Genomic DNA, 17,573 nt, shown 5'->3' with positions numbered 1-17,573 from the left:
TCACAGGAGTTGTGTCTGCTGGACGCTACTTCCTCGAAATCCCACTGGGAGCCCAAGGGGCGTAGTACAGCAGCGTGAATACAGTGTTAGCAAGATTTCAGGGAATTCTTCGATTCAATGTGCTTGGTTTATTAAGATTGAAATATATTCTTCATCTTTAAGCCTTGTCACCTTACAGTTCTCATTGGATTCAAATTCTATTATTCTCTCTTCAATTGTTTTATTAGTACTATCTTTAAATATGTCCTCTCGATCATAGTGAGGAAAAATAAGCTTGTCGGTTACACCTAATGCTTTAAAATCCGATAAATTCATTGTGTTCATCTGTGGAGTAAAGAAATCCACAATGTTAATATTCGGGCCCAGTAATAAAGTTCCAGCACTTACACCAACTATAATTACATTCTGTGCAGCCAGTGTTTTAATAACTTCATCAGCACCACTTTTCTTCGCGTAATACAATAATGTAAATGGATTTCCACCATTGATATATATAACATTTCTATGTAAGAGAATTTGCGGGTCATCAAATTCAATATCTACAAAATTGATATGTTGAAATCCCATGTCCTTAAACTCTTGCATTGCTCTTTGTGCATATCTATTAGTTTCTTTTCTAGGGGATGCTGTTGTAATAATTGAGACTTTTAATTGAGAAATATCTCCATCAATAAAATCCAGAAATTGATTTTTAATATCTTCAGTATAAAAACCACAAGAGGTTAGTAACAAGCTACTCATTGAAATCCCCGTCCTTAAATAATAATTTTTCTAGTCTTTGTAATTTAATTAAGGCATCCCTTGGTTTCTGCTAATGTTCCTGTATTCAGGACTCGGCGTATGCTGAGTGTCCGGCAAATGCCGGACAAAGGACGAATGTCCGCAGCATGAATATTATGGTAGGTGATGTTGGGAGCTTCTTTGAGTTCTCATTTAAAATCATCCTTATGTCCCTATCCTAATGCCTTTCCATAGCACCTTCTTGAAGTAATCCAATTCATAAATATTTTGGATTTTATGTTCAGTCATTTAAGCTTGAAAGTAAGTTTTCCTTTATAGGTATCAAAGCTAACTGTCCCTCTCGTCCATTTTGGAGCAGAGAAATCAAAAATATCTTCTTGGGAAAGATATAAGTCATGTGGCTCTTCTATCACAACTTCCTTAGTCGTTAACTCAGTTAAGAATAAACCCCAAAACTTCGTTTGGTAGACACGATACTGTGTAATGCCTTGATCCAGCAGATTAGCTCGATGTTCAACTATAACTTCACTATAATGCCCAGGGCCAGGGATATGCAGATGTTCGTAGCTGTATGGATCAAATACTGGAGCAAATGAATACTTAATCAAAAGAAGAGAAGAAAAAATAATCAAAACAACAAAAAGAATTAGCTTTCTTCCTTTACTTTTATAGCCTAACCAAAAAAATAAAATGATGTGTAGTATGATAGGCATTACAAAGTTACTTTTTTTGAATATAGTAATATCATAATTGATGATAAATGAAAATAACCAAATTATATCTATAATCACTATTATTAAGATAAATTTCTTTCGAAGTTTCAGGAGGGAATTGTTCATGTTTATATATTCCTTTCGCTTCAGTGCTTTAATGAAGCCATTTCTGATTGTTACAAGGTAACCTGGAGGAAATGGGTCGACATCATACAAAAACTTGTTTGTTTTGAAGAAAAGTTTAGACATTTTGGAACTCGAACCAACCAAACGATCTCCTTAACTGATCTATATCACTTTTATTTCCATTCAGGTGTTGTTATCTATTCCTTCGATTTGATAAAGTTTTTAGCATTCTGCTGAATTTCACCTTACGTTCCTGTATTCACGACTCGACACATGTCGAGTGTACGGCGGATGCCAGGCCAAGGGCTGACGCCAGTAGCGTGAATGTTATGTTATGGATCAGTCGTCTTCGAATCTGCCTTCACCCCTAAGACTTTATTCTAATTCTATCTAAATACTTCTACTCTTTGAGTCCTGAAATCATTAAAAGCATCAGTATGTTGCTGATTAAATAAATCAGGCATTTCATCAGGATTGAAGAATTGAAGTTCTATACTTTCTTCATTACTACTAATCAGTTGTCCGTTAGAAATGCATCCCTGATAAAAAAAGAAATCGTTTGTGCCTTTTGTAAACAAGTCCACTTAATCCCATTTTCCATCTGATTTGAATTTGATAGGTTTTAGCGATTTACAATTAACAATAAACCTTTATTTTCTTTTGTGATTATTATTTCTCTATTTTTTACGGATATCTCTCACTTCATTAATTAACACATCTAATCTTTCAATAATTCTTTTATCATTTTCAAGTTTCTTTTTTAATCTCCCATCTATGATTGCTACTCCCATAACAATAATTATAAGCAGGATCAAAATTAGCACCTTGATCACTTCCCCTCTAGCAACAGAACGTTGCAATTGAATTAACTCTATAATTAGATAATATATACTTTTTCTTTTTACAGTTTTAATCATTTTTCAATCTTACAGATAACGTTCTTGTATTCACGAACCCTCACTGGCTTAAGGGCTACAGCCGGGTCTGACGGACTTAGCCAGTGCAGGGTTGTCCGGCTGCTCCCAATGCCCCTGCCTGACCCAGGGCCGAATGGCACGAGGCGTGAATATATTGTTATACGCAGTAACTTCTTCTGCGAACAAGCTATGAGCTATCTGTTATTTAGCTTTTTTAATAACTCTAACTCCTCTTCCTCAGAAAGTTGTTCTTCCGCTCTTGTTCTCGTCTCATCTATCTTTCGTACTTTTAATCCTCTTTTTATGAGCCATTCTTCACCAGGTTTCATAGTAGTTTCTGGATGTGGATAAACATCTTCACTTATAATTTCTTCATCAATTATGTAAATGTATCCACATAACTTGCCATTATGAAATCTTGCGCCATTCTCATCAAAAGCAACAATAGATGGTTTGTGTGAAAAGATTCTTGCTAACTCTCGATCCTGAGTTATTGTGCTTCCGACTAGTAATTCATTTAGAAATAATGGCGAGCCATGGAACCAAGGCTTACTATAGTCCCATTCTTTCATAATTATCACCTTCATTTAAGTTTTATTATGTTTCTTCTTTTTATTGTTCTTTAGTTTTTCTTCTTGACTTTAGGGTATTGCGTATAGCGTTGCGCATTTCTGACGTCCAAACGGCTTAAGGACCGGAGGTTCGGGTAGCTTTGCCACTTAGCTGGTTGATGTGTCGCCTGATTCCACTTCTCCGAAATCCCTCTTGAAGACCGAGGAGCGTCAGCGACGAAGCAAAAATGCATTGTTATACGCTGCCCCTTCTTCGATTCCACATCCTTATATGTCTTGTGTGTTTTATGTATTTAATATGTCTTTACGTGTTTTATCTTTTGGTTCTATCATTTGCTCCTATCAAATCCGTTTCCGCATAGGAAAGATCCCCTCATTTACTCTCGTACGCCTTCACCATTCGGGACTTAATCCTTGAAATAGAATACATGTTGAACGCACAATCAAAATTTAAGAGAATTGTTGTCCTCCCTTTAATTCGCAATAGACAAATATGTATTAATGACATGCACAATACCAAAAAGTACTGTTGGTATAATAGCCAGATAATTTCGAAGCCAAATCTCAGCTAATATAAAATATACTACCGGGAGAACGGCCATCCCCAAAAAAATAATCGAGTTTGCATTGCCTGTAAAATACAATATCCATAGCCCATAATAAAAAATCAACATTATTGCCATACCAATTATATACGGACATCGCATTTCAGATGCTTGTTTTCTTACAACAAATATCAGAAGAAAGAAAAATATCGCCTGACTTCCGTGCTCCAAAACATCTAAAATAAAATGGCTATTTGCATTGTTTCCTGATATATCTGACGCAGGAATTAGAAAATAAAATATATTTGGTATCATTGGCAATAAAAAGATGATCAGACCCTTCCATGAAAAACCAAAATGATATTTCATTTGATCCTCTCTTTCGCATAATAGAGATATTTTTAGTTTGCACTTTATTATGAATCCGCTTCTCTGGTATTCCTCTTGATGACCAAGGAGCATAACTAACGATGTAGAAATTTATTGTTATATGGTACACCTTCTAATATTCCGTTCATCCTGGTTTCAACTGCTACGCTGTAAATGTATTCTTTCACCTATATTTATTATTTGTTATTAAATGGTTGCATGGTTTAACATTCTTAAGGGGTTGCGTATAACGTTCTCGTATTCACGACGTCCCACCGACTTAAGGCTCCGCCAGGAACAGGCCGCGATGCGATTAGACGGTGCGGATGTGTCCGCTGATTCCGCTTCCCTGAAACTGAATTGCCTCCTCGAATCCTCTTCTCACTTCGTGCCGGACCGCGGGCGAATGCCCGATGCGTGAATATTGTGTTATACGTAGTTACTGCCTTCACTGAATCACTTTCAGATGTCACTTTGTTCTAATAACCAACGCTTAGCCTCTTCTAACATACTTAGAGTAATATGATGATTAACCCTAGAGTACTCAACGAATTTTACTGAATTTAATAGATTCTCTTCCCTAATTATATGCATGAAGTATCTCTGGCTCATTATTGATATTGTGGTATCTTCTGCTCCATGTAAAATCAGCATTGATCTACCCCGCATGTATTCTAGTGAGGACACTGGATCAAACTTCCTGATTCTGTCCCTATCTATTAATCTCCAAGGTTCTCTTCCTTCTAGTTCACATATATGTTCTTCAAATCTCACCCAAGCACAAGAACCGTTTATTACAATTGCAGATTTAATACCTACGTTATTCGCGAAAATACCTCCAGCGATAAACCCGCCTTCGGAATGTCCAATAACCGCAACTATATTATCATTTAATTCAGAAATAATTTGCCGTGCTTCGTCCACAGCCTGAACAACGACACTCCAATAATATTGTTGTAACTCTAATGGATCGAAATAATTAAGTTTCCCTCTGGCTCCATGATGCGGGATCTCAGGAATGATCACCATGTAACCCCAACTAGAAATCAATGATCCAAGGAACACGTAATCATTAATGCTTGAAACCCAGCCATGATACAGAAGAATTACACCTTTGGATTCATTACTAGAATTGATCTGTATACAAGGAATCCCTGCAATGCTGCTTTCAAGAAAATTATTCATATGCTCTCCAATGTGTTTTTATCATTTTATAAATTTGCAGTAATTACGTAAAACGTTCCTGTATTCACGACTCGACGCATGTCGAGTGTCCGGCTTATGCCGGACCAAGGGCAGATGCCCCGCAGCGTGAATATTATGTTATAGGATGTCAGCAGCTTCTACGAGTACCCTAGCATCTATTCTTTCATTTGAAATACTTGAACAGGTCCATTCCAGCTTTCATTGTTTAAAATAACTTCTTCGTACTTCCCACCTGTAAACTCGTTAATTACCTTGTTCCAAAATAGATTTGCTGGCCTATTTTGTGGAGTCTGTCGTATTTCCCATATCCCTTTATAGGTATTAAAAATAAAATGGGCTACTTCTTTTCCATATCCCTTATTTCTGAATTTGCGCATTATAAAAAAATCACTAATTACATTTGTCTGAGTTGCTGTACTTGCTTTTACATACTCTTTAGGAACATCTGTTAAAACAAGTACGAAGCCAGCCAGTTCTCCATTAATTTTTAAGTAAAATGGCTTACGATAGTCATCTGTCCATTGATGATCTAGATACTTGTAAAGATAAACTCCATGATTAGTCAATTCATGTCCATCAAATTCACTTGAGTCATATCTGTAGAACTGGATCAAACTGTTTAAGATCATTTTATCTTCATATGGAACTCTCAAGATCTCTAACATGTTATTTCTCCTCTGTCTGAAATTTCTTATTTATTTTATGTATATGTTTTTCCATTCTGGTTTCATATACACCTTTAGTTTTTTGCTGATTTCCTATAACGTTGTGTATTCACGAACCCTCACTGGCTTAAGCGCGTAAGCGCGGGTCCGACGGACTTAGCCAGTGCAGGGTTGACGCCTGATTCAGCTTCCCCGAAATCTCTCCTGGCGACCGAGGGCGAATGCCCGATGCGTGAATATGGTGTTATGAGATGGTGATGTCTTCTATGGATTACTTTCAAATATTACGCTAGAATATGGTTTTATTACTTGATCCGAAAAATATTCTTTAAAGAATTCATTGGTTGTTCTAGGAAATTTATAATGTTCTAAAGATTCTTCTAGCCTATACACTGTCCTCTTAATTTCATTAATGGGTAACCATTCAATCCCAACCTGTCCAACATCAGCTTGTAGGCTTCTTAATTCATTATTTAGGAATTGATTGTTGCACTCATAAATAAAATCAATAGAATGAACTTCCTTCATTATGAAAGAGTATTCATGATTGCGCGATATGTATTCTCTTACACAAACTAACCTACTACTCGATATTTCAATACCCAGTTCTTCCATACACTCGCGACTTAACGCCTGTTCCAATGTTTCGTTCTCTTCTTGAGCTCCTCCAGGTAGTACATAATAAATACCTATATTTGCTCTCCTTTTCTTTATTAATAAAAGATTGTCTTTCTGAATAATCAATGCTCTTACTGTATTTCGAATCATCTAGAATAATCTCCCTCTATACAATGTCTACATCACTTTCTCATAACATCATATCTACGAACTTCGTAAATACCTCTCTTTTTAACGAATATCGGAACTACATATAATATAACCCAGATTAATCCATCTGCGAAGTCACGAATGTACTCAAAAAAGCAGCCCGAGTAAACTGTACTATATGTTAGCCATAACTAACACGTAGGATGCAGTTTAACATTTGGGCTGCTCTTTCCTCACTCAACTATAGAAGAATTGCCGATAATCTTCCGTGATCAACCTGTGCTCTCCTTCACCTAAAACATTTACTTCGCTCCGCTACTCCACACCACGCGCTCGCTCATCGCTTTATGCTGTGCAATCAGGCAGAGTTCTGCCGCTTTGAATGCATGTTCCTGTGTCATGGCGGTCTCGGTACGATCCAGACAATCGCGAATGAGTTGGCCGAAGAAAGGATAACCGACCTTGCCTTTTACACTGTATCTAAACTCGCCCTCATGGTTTACCAGATAGACTTGATCACCTTCCGGCTCTCTCGCTACATCGATATACTTCCGCAGCTCGATATAACCGTCCGTTCCCAGAATAACGGTACGCCCATCGCCCCATGTGCCCAGACCATCCGGTGTGAACCAGTCCACTCGGAAGTAACCGGAAGCTCCGTTATCCCCGATCAGAGAGGCTTCGCCGAAGTCTTCCAATTCTGGGAACTGCGGGTGATTGAAGTTATGCACACGACTGAACCCTACCTCAGCGTCCGTACATGATGCAAACGTCAGAAATTGTTCGATCTGGTGACTCCCGATATCACAGAGAATGCCGCCATACTGCTCATGCTTGAAGAACCAGTCGGGTCTTCCTCCGGCATTTAAGCGATGCGGGCCTGTACCCATAACTTGCACTACTTTGCCGATTGCTCCCTGTTCAATGAGTTGTCCGGCATAAATCGCACTTTCCACATGCAGTCTTTCACTGTAATACACCATGTACTTTTTGCCTGTTCGCTTCACTTCTTCTCGTGCAAGCTTTAATTGCTCCAGCGTGGTAAACGGGGCTTTGTCTGTAAAATAGTCCTTTCCTGCGGCTAGCACTCTCATGCCAAGCGGCGCACGATCTGAAGTGATCGCTGCACTCGCCACCAATAACACCTCATCATCTGCAAGCACTTCCTCTTCAGATCCAGCGGCTTGAGCCTGTGGGAACTGCTTTTGAAATGCCTCTACCTTCGCCGGGTCCGGATCATATACCCACTTGAGGGTAGCTCCAGCGTCCAACAATCCTCCAACCATGCCGTAAATATGCCCGTGATCCAGCGCAACAGCAGCAATGGTGAATTCACCCTGACCACATACGACCTCTTTTGTAACACTTTTTGGTGCATAAAACATTCCGTCTTTAGCCATGTCATCCCATCCTTATTATAAAATTATGATTACATGAACTCGTCTTATATAACAAATCGTCTTCATTTAAACGTCTGACTCAAATCAGCAGGTTGACTGCCACTGAATGCCTTGTCTTTCTTCGTCGTTGATCCAGCAATGCGTTCCTGCAGATGCTCATAGAACAGATCCTCATCGATCGGCAGATTCACCCAGTTATCCGTCCAGGTAGACAGCAACATCGCATTCGACAATGTTAATCCGTGTATACCATCCTCACCGGGAGCAATAAGTGGTACGCCTGTACGAATCGCATCAACCCAGTTACGAATCAGACCCGGGTGACCCGTTTCCACACCTGTAATCGGAACCTCACACTTCCAGCATTCTGGCTGTCCAAAACCTCCGGTAAACCGCTGATTGAATTCCGGCTCAGATTCTCGAAGTCGCCAGAACGTAAGTTTTCCATCTTCGATCACGATTTTACCTCGGTCTCCGTTAACCTCGAATCGATTGGTACCTGGTGCTTCACCTGTCGTGGTTACGAACACACCTGTTGCGCCATTTTCATACTCCACATAAGCCGTTACATCATCTTCCACTTCAATATTCCGATACTTGCCAAACGAACAGAAAGCACGCATTCGCACCGGCATCATGCCAATGGTCCACTGCCACAGATCCAACTGATGGGGGTCCTGGTTAATCAGTACACCGCCACCTTCCCCTGCCCAAGTTGCCCGCCAGCCGCCGGAATCATAGTAACTCTGGGATCGGTACCAGTTCGTAATAATCCAGTTGGTACGACGTACCTCTCCCAGTTCCCCCGACGCAATCAAGTCTCTCAGTTTAATGTAGAGTGGGTTGGTCCGCTGGTTGTACATCATGGAAAAAACTTTACCGCTGGCTGCGGCCGCTTCATTCATCTTGCGTACCTGTTTCGTATACACACCGGCTGGCTTCTCGATCATGACATGCAAGCCATGCTGGAAAGCCTGAATGGCCTGTTCCGGATGGTCATAATGCGGCGTTGCAATAATGACTGCATCAATCGTGCCCGAAGCCATCATCTGCTCAGCATCCTGCCAATAGGTGACCGTAGCCGGAAGATGACTGGATACCCAGCTCTCCATCTCTCTTCTTACATCACATACGGCGACCAATTCTGCACCCGGTACTTCTCCGGCAACCAATGTTCTGGCATGAGCTGCTCCCATGTTTCCAATACCAATCACCGCTACTCGTACGATACTCATGACTGCTCCTCCTCGTCCACACGACGCTCAATTTCGGCAAAAACGTCTGCAAAATGCTGTAACATCGCCTTGGATTCCAAGGCTCCACTAAAGTCCTCAATGCCGTAATATCCTTCATACCCGACGGCACGAAGATCCCGCACCATCTGTACCCAATCGACCATGCCTTCAGTCAGGGGGGTCCATTTACATTTCCAGGCTGTATTCAGAGCCAATCCGCTACTCTTCCCAGTCATATTAGCCTTTTGCGAATCTTTCGTTTCTGGTTCAAACCACCCGGCATTTTTCACATGCACATGAGCGAGATACGGACCTAGCAGCTCAAGCCCCATCCGATGATTCTCATAGCCTTCATGCACCATATTGCCTGGATCGTACAATACACCCACATGCAGCGGGTCGAGCGATTGCACAAGCCGATAGGCCAGCGATGCCGTCGGTGCAATTGTCAGGTGATGCGTCTCTACAGTCGCCTTGACGTTGTACTGTTTGGCCAGATCTTGTACTTCACTCAGGTAATCAACGGCTTGACGATACAACTCAGGATAACTGGTCTTGCGATCATATCCAGGAACACCCACACGCATCATAGATGCTCCTAACCCAGCTGCAGCCTGAAACGCCTGCTCGGTGGCAGACAGATCTCCACAGTTCAGATACGGTACAAGTGCGATGGATTTTCTACCTTGCCCTAACGCTGCTTCACGAAAAACAGGAACCTGTTCTTCCCAGCGGCTCGGATCTACGGAGCATCGATTATTCCTCCAGTAAGATGGTTCTTCAGACATAGCATCTTCAGGAATTCCACGGAATCTCCACTCAATTCCATCAATCCCCGCTGCAGCCGCAGCCGATGCCAATTCTTCCGCATTCAGATCAGGGGTAGCCACGGTGAATACAGACAGTTTCATCATGATCCATCTCCTTATGTAAACGTATTCATTTCATGTCGTAAAGGCATTGTATCACTCCACTGAACGTCACCATAGGGGAAAACGCCAACAGATGAATGACAGATAACGAACAGAGCACATTCCCCATTCAGAGATAACTTCTCAAGAGAATGATGTGATCAAAAATCAAAAAAAGACATCTCTGGAACAGAATTCAATTCTGTTCAAAGATGTCTTGTACCATAACTATATATAGGATGAAATCATATCTCTCTAATCCCGATCAAAGAACACGTGTTCAGCCTGTAGTTTCCCCTGATCTATTGTCATGATGCCAAATGAGTATTGTTTCTGGAAACGCCGATCTGTAGGTGATCCCGGATTAAATACCAGCGTGTTGTCGACGGTATGCATCACCGGGATGTGTGAGTGTCCGTAAATCACAGCATCCACATGCTGGCCTGCAAAGGTATGAATTGCATTCTGCTCCGTACCCTTTGATCCCAGATGACCGTGTACAAGACCCAGACGAAGTCCTTCCACTTCAACAATATGGGAATATCCCAGTTTTTCAGCGATTTCGGACGGGTCCGTATTACCAGCTACCCCTTCAACTGGTGCATACTCACTAAGCAATGGGTATACGCTCCAATCCGACCAGTCACCGGCATGAAGAATGAGATCCGCACTCGGCAATACATTAAGGAGCTGAGTCGGTAACTTGCGTGATTTACGAGATAAATGCGTATCAGAGATGACTACAATTTTCATATAACAACCCACCTTTCCTTCGTCTTATTACAATCTACTCTGACTGCGATGGGACAGCTAACATCTGGGAACTGGAACGTTCCATATCTTCAAGGGTAATGGATGCGAAGAATTGCTCCACCTTGGACTCCGCAACCTGATACAGATTGGTCAGCAAGCTGTCTATATGCAAGCCCACTTCACAATCCGGGTTACAATTGCCGTGAATCGGGAACAATGGACCTTCGTCCTTCGCAGCCTGATAGATCATGTCTAATGTGATTTCACTTGATGGCTTCGCCAGGTAGAAACCTCTTGTTCCAGGAGAAGAGTTCACTAATCCTGCCTTTTTCAGCCCGCCCAGTATACGTCTGACGACGACAGGGTTGGTATTCACGCTACCTGCAATATGTGCAGACGTGATTCGTTCAGGCGCGCTGAGTGACAATAACAACAAACAATGCACACTGACCGAAAAATGAGTACTCATGATTAACCACCTTTATTTAATATAATCCTAGTCATGCTGATTTTATTCAGAGAACAGATCCTTCTCGGGACGTGCTCTGATCTTGAGCTGTCGCACACTATATTCCAGTTGTTTCACAATATCATCCAGCTGTTTGCGATCAATCTTGGTTGGATCTTCCACCGGTTTCGCGGACGACTTGAGATCTCGGATCGTTAACTGCTGTTCTTGCCATTTGTCCATCAGATCTGCAATATTGGCATAGAAACGTTCGTAATCTTTGATGACTAGGTCAAGATAAGCATCTACCTCATCCGGATCATAACCACGAAGTTTATAATTAAATTGTTTTTCATGTATCGATAACGCATCTAGCTGCACTCCCAATTGTTTAAACAATTGTCTCTGTTTATCCAATCTTCGTTTCATATGTTCATCCATATTGACAACCTCCATTATAAGCCAAGCCGTGTTTCTATTTCCTGTGAAGAACATACGGCATTTTCTCTCTCTATTTTTTATAACACATAATCCGTCAGATATAAAACGATACAGCCCTATTCCTCACGAAAATGATTGCTTTTCATCCATTTCGGGTAAAGACTCACTACACCCCACAACGGGAAAGGAGCAAGTCCTTATGAGTACATTAACTAAAGATCAACATCAAATACTGAAAAACGCCCTTTTGGAGCAACGTGAAAACTTGCAGCGCCATTTTGAATCCAGCATGGAAGACGGTGCTCCGGCCCAGTCGCTGAAAGATTCAACTGGAGAGCTGTCCTCCTATGATAATCATCCGGCAGATGCCGGTACAGAAACATTTGAACGTAGCCGTGATCTGGCGATCGACGATACATTAACAGACGAATTCAATCAAGTGAATGATGCATTGGAACGTATGGAACAAGGTACATATGGAACCTGTGTAACGTGCGGCGAAGATATTCCCTTCGAACGACTTGAAGCTATCCCCTATACCGCTTACTGTATTGACGACACACCTAACCGGGAAATCAGCAACGATCGGCCCGTTGAAGAAGAAGTGATGACCATGCCTCCGAGTGGTGCTGGGGAAGGAAGACAGCAGCGGGCCGGCAAGTTCGACAACGCAGATGCCTGGGAAGCTGTCGAAGAATATGGCACATCTAATTCCCCCGCAACCGCAGCCAAACGTGATGTGAAGGGCTACGATGAGAACATGTAACTTCGTTATGAACTGAAACGGTAGGCGTCAAAATTGAATTGGATTCACTAGGCTACTCCACCATTAGCCTTCCTTATCACGCATTAAAAAGCCGCCATTGGGCGGCTTTTTCTAGTTTTCTCCTAAGCAGTCTCTCACGTTTGCGGTTACTTGGCTTCCAGTGATAAGGCTGAACCCATGTATTCCATCCGTTTATTCTTCCGACTCACGACCAGATGATGCAGATCCCTGCCGCTTCGACACAGATCGAGAGGTTTTCGGAGTTGATTTGCCCTTATCAGACGTAGCTTTCTTTTTCTCTTTTGCATCTGTCTTGGAAGCAGGTATTTTCACTATAGGTTTAGAAAGTGCTGAAAATAACTGAAAGACCTCATGTTCCCCTTGTCGATTCTCTTTTGTTGTATAGGGTTCACAGAGTTTTATGATGTTTTTATACAACTCCTCTACTTCGTCTCGGGTGGCATACAGCGTAATGTCCGAGAGAAACATTCGGTCTTCGTTTTCCGCCTGATGCATGAATCGCTGACGACTCTGTTCGAACATCTCATTTAATAATTTGAGCGTCTCGGACCGAAACACCTGTTTCAATGGTGAGTTTTCCTTGTCTTCATCTTCATGCCGGAGATGGATCTCTCCGGTGAATGGTTCATAATATTTTGCGATAATCCCATTAATCTCACGTGTGGAAACGATCGTCAGCAGACCAATTTTCTCCAGCTTTTTTACATGATAGTGAACTTTGGCTGGCACCTCACCCATCTGGTCGGCGATCTCTTTGACAGTGGATGGTCTGCCCTGCTTGTTAAACATATTCATAATCTGTATCCGATAAGGATCGGAGTAGATTTTAATTTCTTCAATTGTTGAAAGAACCTTGTGCGCCATCCCTGTATCCTCATTTCCGGGGTACCTGTTGTCCATCGATATCTCTATTATACCGCTGCGTCAGGACTTCGGTCAAAGTAAGCTGGCGATGACATGTTATCAAAAAATCAGATCATGTTTCTTTCTAAATATCCTTCACATCGCACTCCGAAAGCTTTTGCTAAATAACAGCATACCTGCGGACATGGCAAGCATAATCCCAAAGACGATAAAAAGAACAGGCATGGTCATCCAATCTGCAAGTGCTCCCGAAACCAGACTCCCAAGTGGTGCAACACTCAAGACGAGCATACTCTGAAGGGCATACACTCTGCCCAGCATCTCCGAAGGGGTAACTTCCATAAGATAGGTTGCCAGCGGTGTTGTAGCCAGCGGAATCCCCATACCCATCAGTAGACAAAAGGCCGCTGCAACCGGCAGTTGGAAGGAAGTCATATAAGCGGGTAGTGCCGTCATCGCATAACTGAGACCCAACATGACAATACCGCTGATGACCAGCACACTTTTACGATAATCCGCTCCCCTTTGTGTCAACCATACACCGCTAAGCAACATACCTCCCACCATCAGCCCACTCAGCAGACTTAATCCCCCAGCGCCAGCATGCAACGTTTCAATGACATAGGGTGTACGGAGAACATTAAACGGCATCAGGCAGAAATTAACGAAGGCAAACAGGATGGAGACAATTAACAATAAGGCATGTTTACGGAGAAAATGAAAAGCTTCCGCCATTTCGGAGAATATGCTACTTTTGTCGGATGGAAGAGAATCTATTTCCATTGTTGTTTTATCTTCATTGTTAGCAGATGTTGAACCTTCAGGATAGCCCACTCGGCTCATAATTAAAGCACTTAGCGCAAACAACCCCGCATCAATCAGGATCGTCCAGGCAATGCCTATTGTAGCAATAAGGGCACCAGCCACTGCAAGTCCTGCGAGTTCGGCCACTCGGGTTGCGGAAGAGGACATCGCATTACCCGAAAGCAGCATTGATGGGGGAAGCAATCGGGGGACACTTGATACTTCCGCAGGACTAGTGAAGCATTCCAGCAAAGAATTCAGAATTGTCATGACAAACAGATGCCAGACTTCAAGTTGGCCCAATCCAAACAGCAGAGCTGTAATACCCACCAACAACCCGCGCCCCGTATTCGTAATCACAATCACTTTTTTGGGAGACATGCGATCAACCAAAGCCCCGGCGAACAGACCCAGAAGGATATTGGGCAAAAAATTCACCGCCAGCAACGTACCCATCAACACTTTCGAACCGGTTAGAATGTATACCATCCAACTGTAGGCAATCGAGTCAATCGAATCACCAAATCTGGATACCACTTTACTAAGCATAAATTGCATATACGGTCTGATTCGTATTAACTCACCCATACCTTGCTTGCCAACTGCTGTGTTATCGTTCATGAATTCCACTCCCCGGCGTTAAAATATTTTTCATGTTAATTTTATTTTAACGTAAGTTATGCAAAAATCAATACCTCCGTGAAAATAATTTTAACGATAAGGAAGAAAAGTAAAATCTCGCTCTTCTTTCAGATGATTCGTAATCAACACAAGGACTTTCTGAACAACCTTTTTGGACAACCTCCTATAACACAAAAAAAACAGACCACAAGTGGTCTGCTCGGCTGGACAGATTGTATCAGAACTGCCTTTATTTACTGCCTACTTCTCAACACTCAATTGAAATCCAGCCTGTTCAGCCTGTACCTCCAACATCAAATCGCGTACCCGGCCTGCTTCATTCCCCAGTCGTTCTTCGCTGATTTGGTAGTTGGTCCATTTTAGCTCTAGTGGAAGTTCAATCGTACCCGTCAGGCAATCCCACAGAGCGTCGAGATTACCGCCATAAAAATCAGGCAGTTTCAGCTTGTCCTTTAATTGTTGATGAAGTTCAGCGCTACTCGCAAAGTCTTCTCCATCCAGAATCACGGTAATCATGGCTGCTCCTTCCTCTATTTCAAACGTGTAAATGATGCATAGTGATCTGTCGTTTTGTAGATAAGTCCATCATTGGAATACACAATCCGATCCGAATTACGGAAGCCGGAAGTATAGTTAATATCCGCTTCGCGCCATATACGTCCGCTGGCCGAAGGCAGAAGTCCCTCCCGATTGCCAAATGTGTCCCCACCGATGCTTTTTCCAGGAGCCACTACAGCCAAGTTTCCTTTTGACGCTACCCAGCCGAGTCCTGTTGCCTGTGATTTGGTAATAAAGTTACATGGCAACGTTCCGTTTGCACTCAAATAGTTTGCTACACCTGTAAACGTATTGATGATGGTACATGTTGCAGCAGATGCCTTCTGCTGTGCGACTGGAGTGAACTGTGATCCTGTGAGGAAAACAAACGTTAACAACAATGCCAGTAATGCGGTGGATATCAACTTTTTCATCAATCCGGCCTCCCGATCCCTCAAAGTAGATGAACGTTGTCACGATATGCATACTGCAAGCTATAACTTTCTAGTGTTACGTTCTGCTAGATTATAGTAAACAAGTCATCTCATGACTATTTATATCACATCATTTTGGTAGAAATATCAAATGAAGACGTTTAAATTGTAAAATATTATAATTGTAACATTTTAAGACATAAAAAAGACTCTCATCCCTGAAGATGGAGTCTACTTTTCTAGTATGTTTAAACTGAACTGACCTAATCGATCAGTTGCACACGTTGACGAGTTCGAGCCGATTCCAGGCATGCATCAATAACGCGCATGTTTTGAATGGTATTTTCCGGACTGAAAGGTAAGGCCTCTCCTTCAAGCACAGCCGTTGCAAACGTCTCTACCTGGAGCACATAGGAATTCGACACCGATACACGCTCCTCACGGCTGACCGAATCCGTGTGTACAATAATCTGAGGTGGAATATCACTGTTTTCCCAGCCAAACACTTTTGGCAGTTCAATCCGCCCTTCCGTCCCGAGAATCTCCATCTCCGCTCGACCTGAAGCCCACATGCCACAGTCAAAAGTTAAAGCTACCGAATTCGGAAATTCTACCAGTCCCGACGCCATCATATCCACGCCATCATGCTCGTCCGAGAATAGAGCGTGAACTGTCACCGCTTCCGGTTCCTGTCCCAGATACATCCGGGCTGCCGAGATCGGATACACGCCAAGATCAAATAATGATCCGCCGCCCATCTCTCTTTTGAACCTTACATTTTCCTTGTCATCAGCGGTATTACAGGTAAAGTTACCATGGATGGCTCTGACAATGCCAATCTCTCCACTAGCTATAATCTCTTGCACACGTCTGTGCTTGGGATGATATCGATACATAATCGCTTCTGCAAAAAGAACGCCATGCTGATGACATACCTCAATCATTTCTGCCGATTCATCAGCATTCAGGGCAGCTGGTTTCTCACACAACACATGTTTGCCAGCCTGTGCCGCTTTGATGGTCCATTCTTTGTGCATATGGTTAGGCAAAGGAATATAGACAGCTTCAATGTCCGGATCAGCGATGAGCTCTTCATAACTGCCATATGATCTGGCAATGCCCAGTTCTTCGGCAAGGGTTTCCGCTTTTTCCTTGCTACGGCTGGCAATCGCCAACACCTCACCACGTTCAGACTGCTGGATCGCCGGAATGACTGCATTTTTGGCAATGGTTGACGTACCGAGTACTCCCCACTGTAACTGTCTGTTCATGCTCATCTTCCTTTCGTACCGTAATTGTCCTCTTCTGCCTTGTGTAACATGCCGAGACAACGATCCAGATCCGTTTTGACCTGTTTCTTGTATAACTCAGCTTTCTCCGCACCATCATCCGTGAAATGATATAAAACGATTTCCTGAAAATCGACCTTTGGATCATTGCCCTTCAGCTTCTTCGTGCGATAAAAAACACCTTGCTGGACCAATTCATGCAGTGCCCGATATACCTCGCTCTGGGGTGGTACATAACCGTAGTCTTTGAATTCCTGCTTCATCGCCTCCAGCATCTCGTAACCATACCCCCTGTGCTGTTCAACCATCGTAATCAGATACAGCTTGATAAATGCCCGCTGCGCAATCATAAAAGCCACGTTCATTCCCCTCCTGTCAGAACCTATATATCTAGTATTATAAAACT

General features: G+C 42.5%; 22 protein-coding genes. 1 reads left to right on the top strand and 21 read right to left on the bottom strand.

All coding sequences use genetic code 11. The features are described 5' to 3' along the window. Positions 1-114: 114 nt before the first annotated feature. The 15 genes from MHB85_RS11895 to MHB85_RS11825 all read right to left on the bottom strand — a co-directional run bounded on the left by MHB85_RS11895 (position 115) and on the right by MHB85_RS11825 (position 11,810). Complete coding sequence (locus MHB85_RS11895) at positions 115-741, bottom strand: Type 1 glutamine amidotransferase-like domain-containing protein (protein ID WP_192132245.1); 627 nt, start codon at positions 739-741, stop codon at positions 115-117. Between the two features lie 284 nt (positions 742-1,025). Further along, positions 1,026-1,580 (bottom strand): hypothetical protein, encoded by a 555-nt coding sequence (locus MHB85_RS11890; protein WP_179198553.1) that lies wholly within the window; start codon positions 1,578-1,580, stop codon positions 1,026-1,028. A gap of 386 nt (positions 1,581-1,966) precedes the next feature. Next, entirely contained in the window at positions 1,967-2,158 is a 192-nt protein-coding gene (locus tag MHB85_RS11885) for a hypothetical protein (protein ID WP_341072940.1), read from the bottom strand. A 99-nt stretch (positions 2,159-2,257) separates the two neighbouring features. Beyond that, on the bottom strand, positions 2,258-2,497 hold the full coding sequence (locus tag MHB85_RS11880) for a hypothetical protein (protein ID WP_192132250.1): 240 nt from the start codon (positions 2,495-2,497) through the stop codon (positions 2,258-2,260). Positions 2,498-2,691: 194 nt separating this feature from the next. Beyond that, positions 2,692-3,069, bottom strand: a complete 378-nt coding sequence (locus MHB85_RS11875) for a hypothetical protein (protein WP_192132252.1) — start codon at positions 3,067-3,069, stop codon at positions 2,692-2,694. Between the two features lie 473 nt (positions 3,070-3,542). Continuing rightward, entirely contained in the window at positions 3,543-3,929 is a 387-nt protein-coding gene (locus MHB85_RS11870; RefSeq protein WP_341072938.1) for a hypothetical protein, read from the bottom strand. A 516-nt stretch (positions 3,930-4,445) separates the two neighbouring features. Beyond that, positions 4,446-5,168, bottom strand: a complete 723-nt coding sequence (locus MHB85_RS11865) for an alpha/beta hydrolase family protein (RefSeq protein ID WP_341072936.1) — start codon at positions 5,166-5,168, stop codon at positions 4,446-4,448. 176 nt (positions 5,169-5,344) lie between these two features. Beyond that, complete coding sequence (locus MHB85_RS11860; protein WP_192132259.1) at positions 5,345-5,854, bottom strand: GNAT family N-acetyltransferase; 510 nt, start codon at positions 5,852-5,854, stop codon at positions 5,345-5,347. Positions 5,855-6,118: 264 nt separating this feature from the next. Further along, positions 6,119-6,622 carry an NUDIX domain-containing protein gene (locus tag MHB85_RS11855; protein ID WP_105598251.1) on the bottom strand — a complete coding sequence of 168 codons (504 nt, stop codon included), beginning with the start codon at positions 6,620-6,622 and terminating at the stop codon, positions 6,119-6,121. A 302-nt stretch (positions 6,623-6,924) separates the two neighbouring features. Further along, positions 6,925-8,022 (bottom strand): Gfo/Idh/MocA family protein, encoded by a 1,098-nt coding sequence (locus MHB85_RS11850; RefSeq protein ID WP_192132260.1) that lies wholly within the window; start codon positions 8,020-8,022, stop codon positions 6,925-6,927. 62 nt (positions 8,023-8,084) lie between these two features. Beyond that, on the bottom strand, positions 8,085-9,257 hold the full coding sequence (locus MHB85_RS11845) for a Gfo/Idh/MocA family protein (protein WP_192132262.1): 1,173 nt from the start codon (positions 9,255-9,257) through the stop codon (positions 8,085-8,087). After that, positions 9,254-10,168 carry a sugar phosphate isomerase/epimerase family protein gene (locus MHB85_RS11840; RefSeq protein WP_341074218.1) on the bottom strand — a complete coding sequence of 305 codons (915 nt, stop codon included), beginning with the start codon at positions 10,166-10,168 and terminating at the stop codon, positions 9,254-9,256. The genes MHB85_RS11845 and MHB85_RS11840 overlap by 4 nt, the downstream gene beginning before the upstream one ends. A gap of 255 nt (positions 10,169-10,423) precedes the next feature. Further along, on the bottom strand, positions 10,424-10,921 hold the full coding sequence (locus tag MHB85_RS11835) for a metallophosphoesterase family protein (protein ID WP_341072935.1): 498 nt from the start codon (positions 10,919-10,921) through the stop codon (positions 10,424-10,426). A 34-nt stretch (positions 10,922-10,955) separates the two neighbouring features. Further along, the gene (locus tag MHB85_RS11830; RefSeq protein ID WP_149846528.1) at positions 10,956-11,390 is read right to left on the bottom strand and encodes an Rrf2 family transcriptional regulator; all 435 of its coding nucleotides are present in this window, start codon (positions 11,388-11,390) and stop codon (positions 10,956-10,958) included. Positions 11,391-11,432: 42 nt separating this feature from the next. Then, positions 11,433-11,810: a DivIVA domain-containing protein gene (locus MHB85_RS11825; protein WP_017689054.1), complete on the bottom strand. Its 378-nt coding sequence runs from the start codon at positions 11,808-11,810 to the stop codon at positions 11,433-11,435. 199 nt (positions 11,811-12,009) lie between these two features. Here MHB85_RS11825 and MHB85_RS11820 point away from each other — a divergent pair, with 199 nt between their 5' ends. Then, positions 12,010-12,576, top strand: coding sequence for a TraR/DksA C4-type zinc finger protein (locus MHB85_RS11820; protein ID WP_091017177.1), 567 nt, complete (start codon positions 12,010-12,012; stop codon positions 12,574-12,576). Positions 12,577-12,768: 192 nt separating this feature from the next. Here MHB85_RS11820 and MHB85_RS11815 read toward each other — a convergent pair whose 3' ends face one another. The 6 genes from MHB85_RS11815 to MHB85_RS11790 all read right to left on the bottom strand — a co-directional run bounded on the left by MHB85_RS11815 (position 12,769) and on the right by MHB85_RS11790 (position 17,526). Then, positions 12,769-13,461 (bottom strand): ArsR/SmtB family transcription factor, encoded by a 693-nt coding sequence (locus tag MHB85_RS11815; RefSeq protein ID WP_091017179.1) that lies wholly within the window; start codon positions 13,459-13,461, stop codon positions 12,769-12,771. A gap of 135 nt (positions 13,462-13,596) precedes the next feature. Beyond that, a complete protein-coding gene (locus MHB85_RS11810; protein ID WP_341072933.1) occupies positions 13,597-14,886 on the bottom strand; it encodes an MFS transporter in 1,290 nt (429 codons plus the stop codon). 261 nt (positions 14,887-15,147) lie between these two features. Next, the gene (locus tag MHB85_RS11805; protein ID WP_105598244.1) at positions 15,148-15,423 is read right to left on the bottom strand and encodes a barstar family protein; all 276 of its coding nucleotides are present in this window, start codon (positions 15,421-15,423) and stop codon (positions 15,148-15,150) included. Between the two features lie 14 nt (positions 15,424-15,437). Continuing rightward, complete coding sequence (locus MHB85_RS11800) at positions 15,438-15,878, bottom strand: ribonuclease (RefSeq protein ID WP_341072931.1); 441 nt, start codon at positions 15,876-15,878, stop codon at positions 15,438-15,440. Positions 15,879-16,141: 263 nt separating this feature from the next. Continuing rightward, on the bottom strand, positions 16,142-17,149 hold the full coding sequence (locus MHB85_RS11795; protein WP_076318555.1) for a Gfo/Idh/MocA family protein: 1,008 nt from the start codon (positions 17,147-17,149) through the stop codon (positions 16,142-16,144). Between the two features lie 2 nt (positions 17,150-17,151). Continuing rightward, on the bottom strand, positions 17,152-17,526 hold the full coding sequence (locus tag MHB85_RS11790; RefSeq protein WP_036609188.1) for a helix-turn-helix transcriptional regulator: 375 nt from the start codon (positions 17,524-17,526) through the stop codon (positions 17,152-17,154). Positions 17,527-17,573 lie beyond the last annotated feature (47 nt).

The sequence above is a fragment of the Paenibacillus sp. FSL K6-4396 genome, assembly GCF_038002525.1.
Taxonomy (GTDB): domain Bacteria; phylum Bacillota; class Bacilli; order Paenibacillales; family Paenibacillaceae; genus Paenibacillus; species Paenibacillus amylolyticus_B.
Note: the sequence above shows the minus strand (reverse complement) of the source record. Positions and strands in the feature narration are given on the sequence as shown.

Bases quoted from the DNA above. Each gene is read 5' to 3' on its own strand.
- MHB85_RS11895 (WP_192132245.1), bottom strand. From the start codon at position 741: ATGAGTAGCTTGTTACTAACCTCTTGTGGTTTTTATACTGAAGATATT.
- MHB85_RS11890 (WP_179198553.1), bottom strand. From the start codon at position 1,580: ATGAACAATTCCCTCCTGAAACTTCGAAAGAAATTTATCTTAATAATA.
- MHB85_RS11880 (WP_192132250.1), bottom strand. From the start codon at position 2,497: ATGATTAAAACTGTAAAAAGAAAAAGTATATATTATCTAATTATAGAG.
- MHB85_RS11875 (WP_192132252.1), bottom strand. From the start codon at position 3,069: ATGAAAGAATGGGACTATAGTAAGCCTTGGTTCCATGGCTCGCCATTA.
- MHB85_RS11870 (WP_341072938.1), bottom strand. From the start codon at position 3,929: ATGATACCAAATATATTTTATTTTCTAATTCCTGCGTCAGATATATCA.
- MHB85_RS11865 (WP_341072936.1), bottom strand. From the start codon at position 5,168: ATGAATAATTTTCTTGAAAGCAGCATTGCAGGGATTCCTTGTATACAG.
- MHB85_RS11860 (WP_192132259.1), bottom strand. From the start codon at position 5,854: ATGTTAGAGATCTTGAGAGTTCCATATGAAGATAAAATGATCTTAAAC.
- MHB85_RS11855 (WP_105598251.1), bottom strand. From the start codon at position 6,622: ATGATTCGAAATACAGTAAGAGCATTGATTATTCAGAAAGACAATCTT.
- MHB85_RS11850 (WP_192132260.1), bottom strand. From the start codon at position 8,022: ATGGCTAAAGACGGAATGTTTTATGCACCAAAAAGTGTTACAAAAGAG.
- MHB85_RS11845 (WP_192132262.1), bottom strand. From the start codon at position 9,257: ATGAGTATCGTACGAGTAGCGGTGATTGGTATTGGAAACATGGGAGCA.
- MHB85_RS11840 (WP_341074218.1), bottom strand. From the start codon at position 10,168: ATGAAACTGTCTGTATTCACCGTGGCTACCCCTGATCTGAATGCGGAA.
- MHB85_RS11835 (WP_341072935.1), bottom strand. From the start codon at position 10,921: ATGAAAATTGTAGTCATCTCTGATACGCATTTATCTCGTAAATCACGC.
- MHB85_RS11830 (WP_149846528.1), bottom strand. From the start codon at position 11,390: ATGAGTACTCATTTTTCGGTCAGTGTGCATTGTTTGTTGTTATTGTCA.
- MHB85_RS11825 (WP_017689054.1), bottom strand. From the start codon at position 11,810: ATGGATGAACATATGAAACGAAGATTGGATAAACAGAGACAATTGTTT.
- MHB85_RS11820 (WP_091017177.1), top strand. From the start codon at position 12,010: ATGAGTACATTAACTAAAGATCAACATCAAATACTGAAAAACGCCCTT.
- MHB85_RS11815 (WP_091017179.1), bottom strand. From the start codon at position 13,461: ATGGCGCACAAGGTTCTTTCAACAATTGAAGAAATTAAAATCTACTCC.
- MHB85_RS11810 (WP_341072933.1), bottom strand. From the start codon at position 14,886: ATGAACGATAACACAGCAGTTGGCAAGCAAGGTATGGGTGAGTTAATA.
- MHB85_RS11805 (WP_105598244.1), bottom strand. From the start codon at position 15,423: ATGATTACCGTGATTCTGGATGGAGAAGACTTTGCGAGTAGCGCTGAA.
- MHB85_RS11800 (WP_341072931.1), bottom strand. From the start codon at position 15,878: ATGAAAAAGTTGATATCCACCGCATTACTGGCATTGTTGTTAACGTTT.
- MHB85_RS11795 (WP_076318555.1), bottom strand. From the start codon at position 17,149: ATGAACAGACAGTTACAGTGGGGAGTACTCGGTACGTCAACCATTGCC.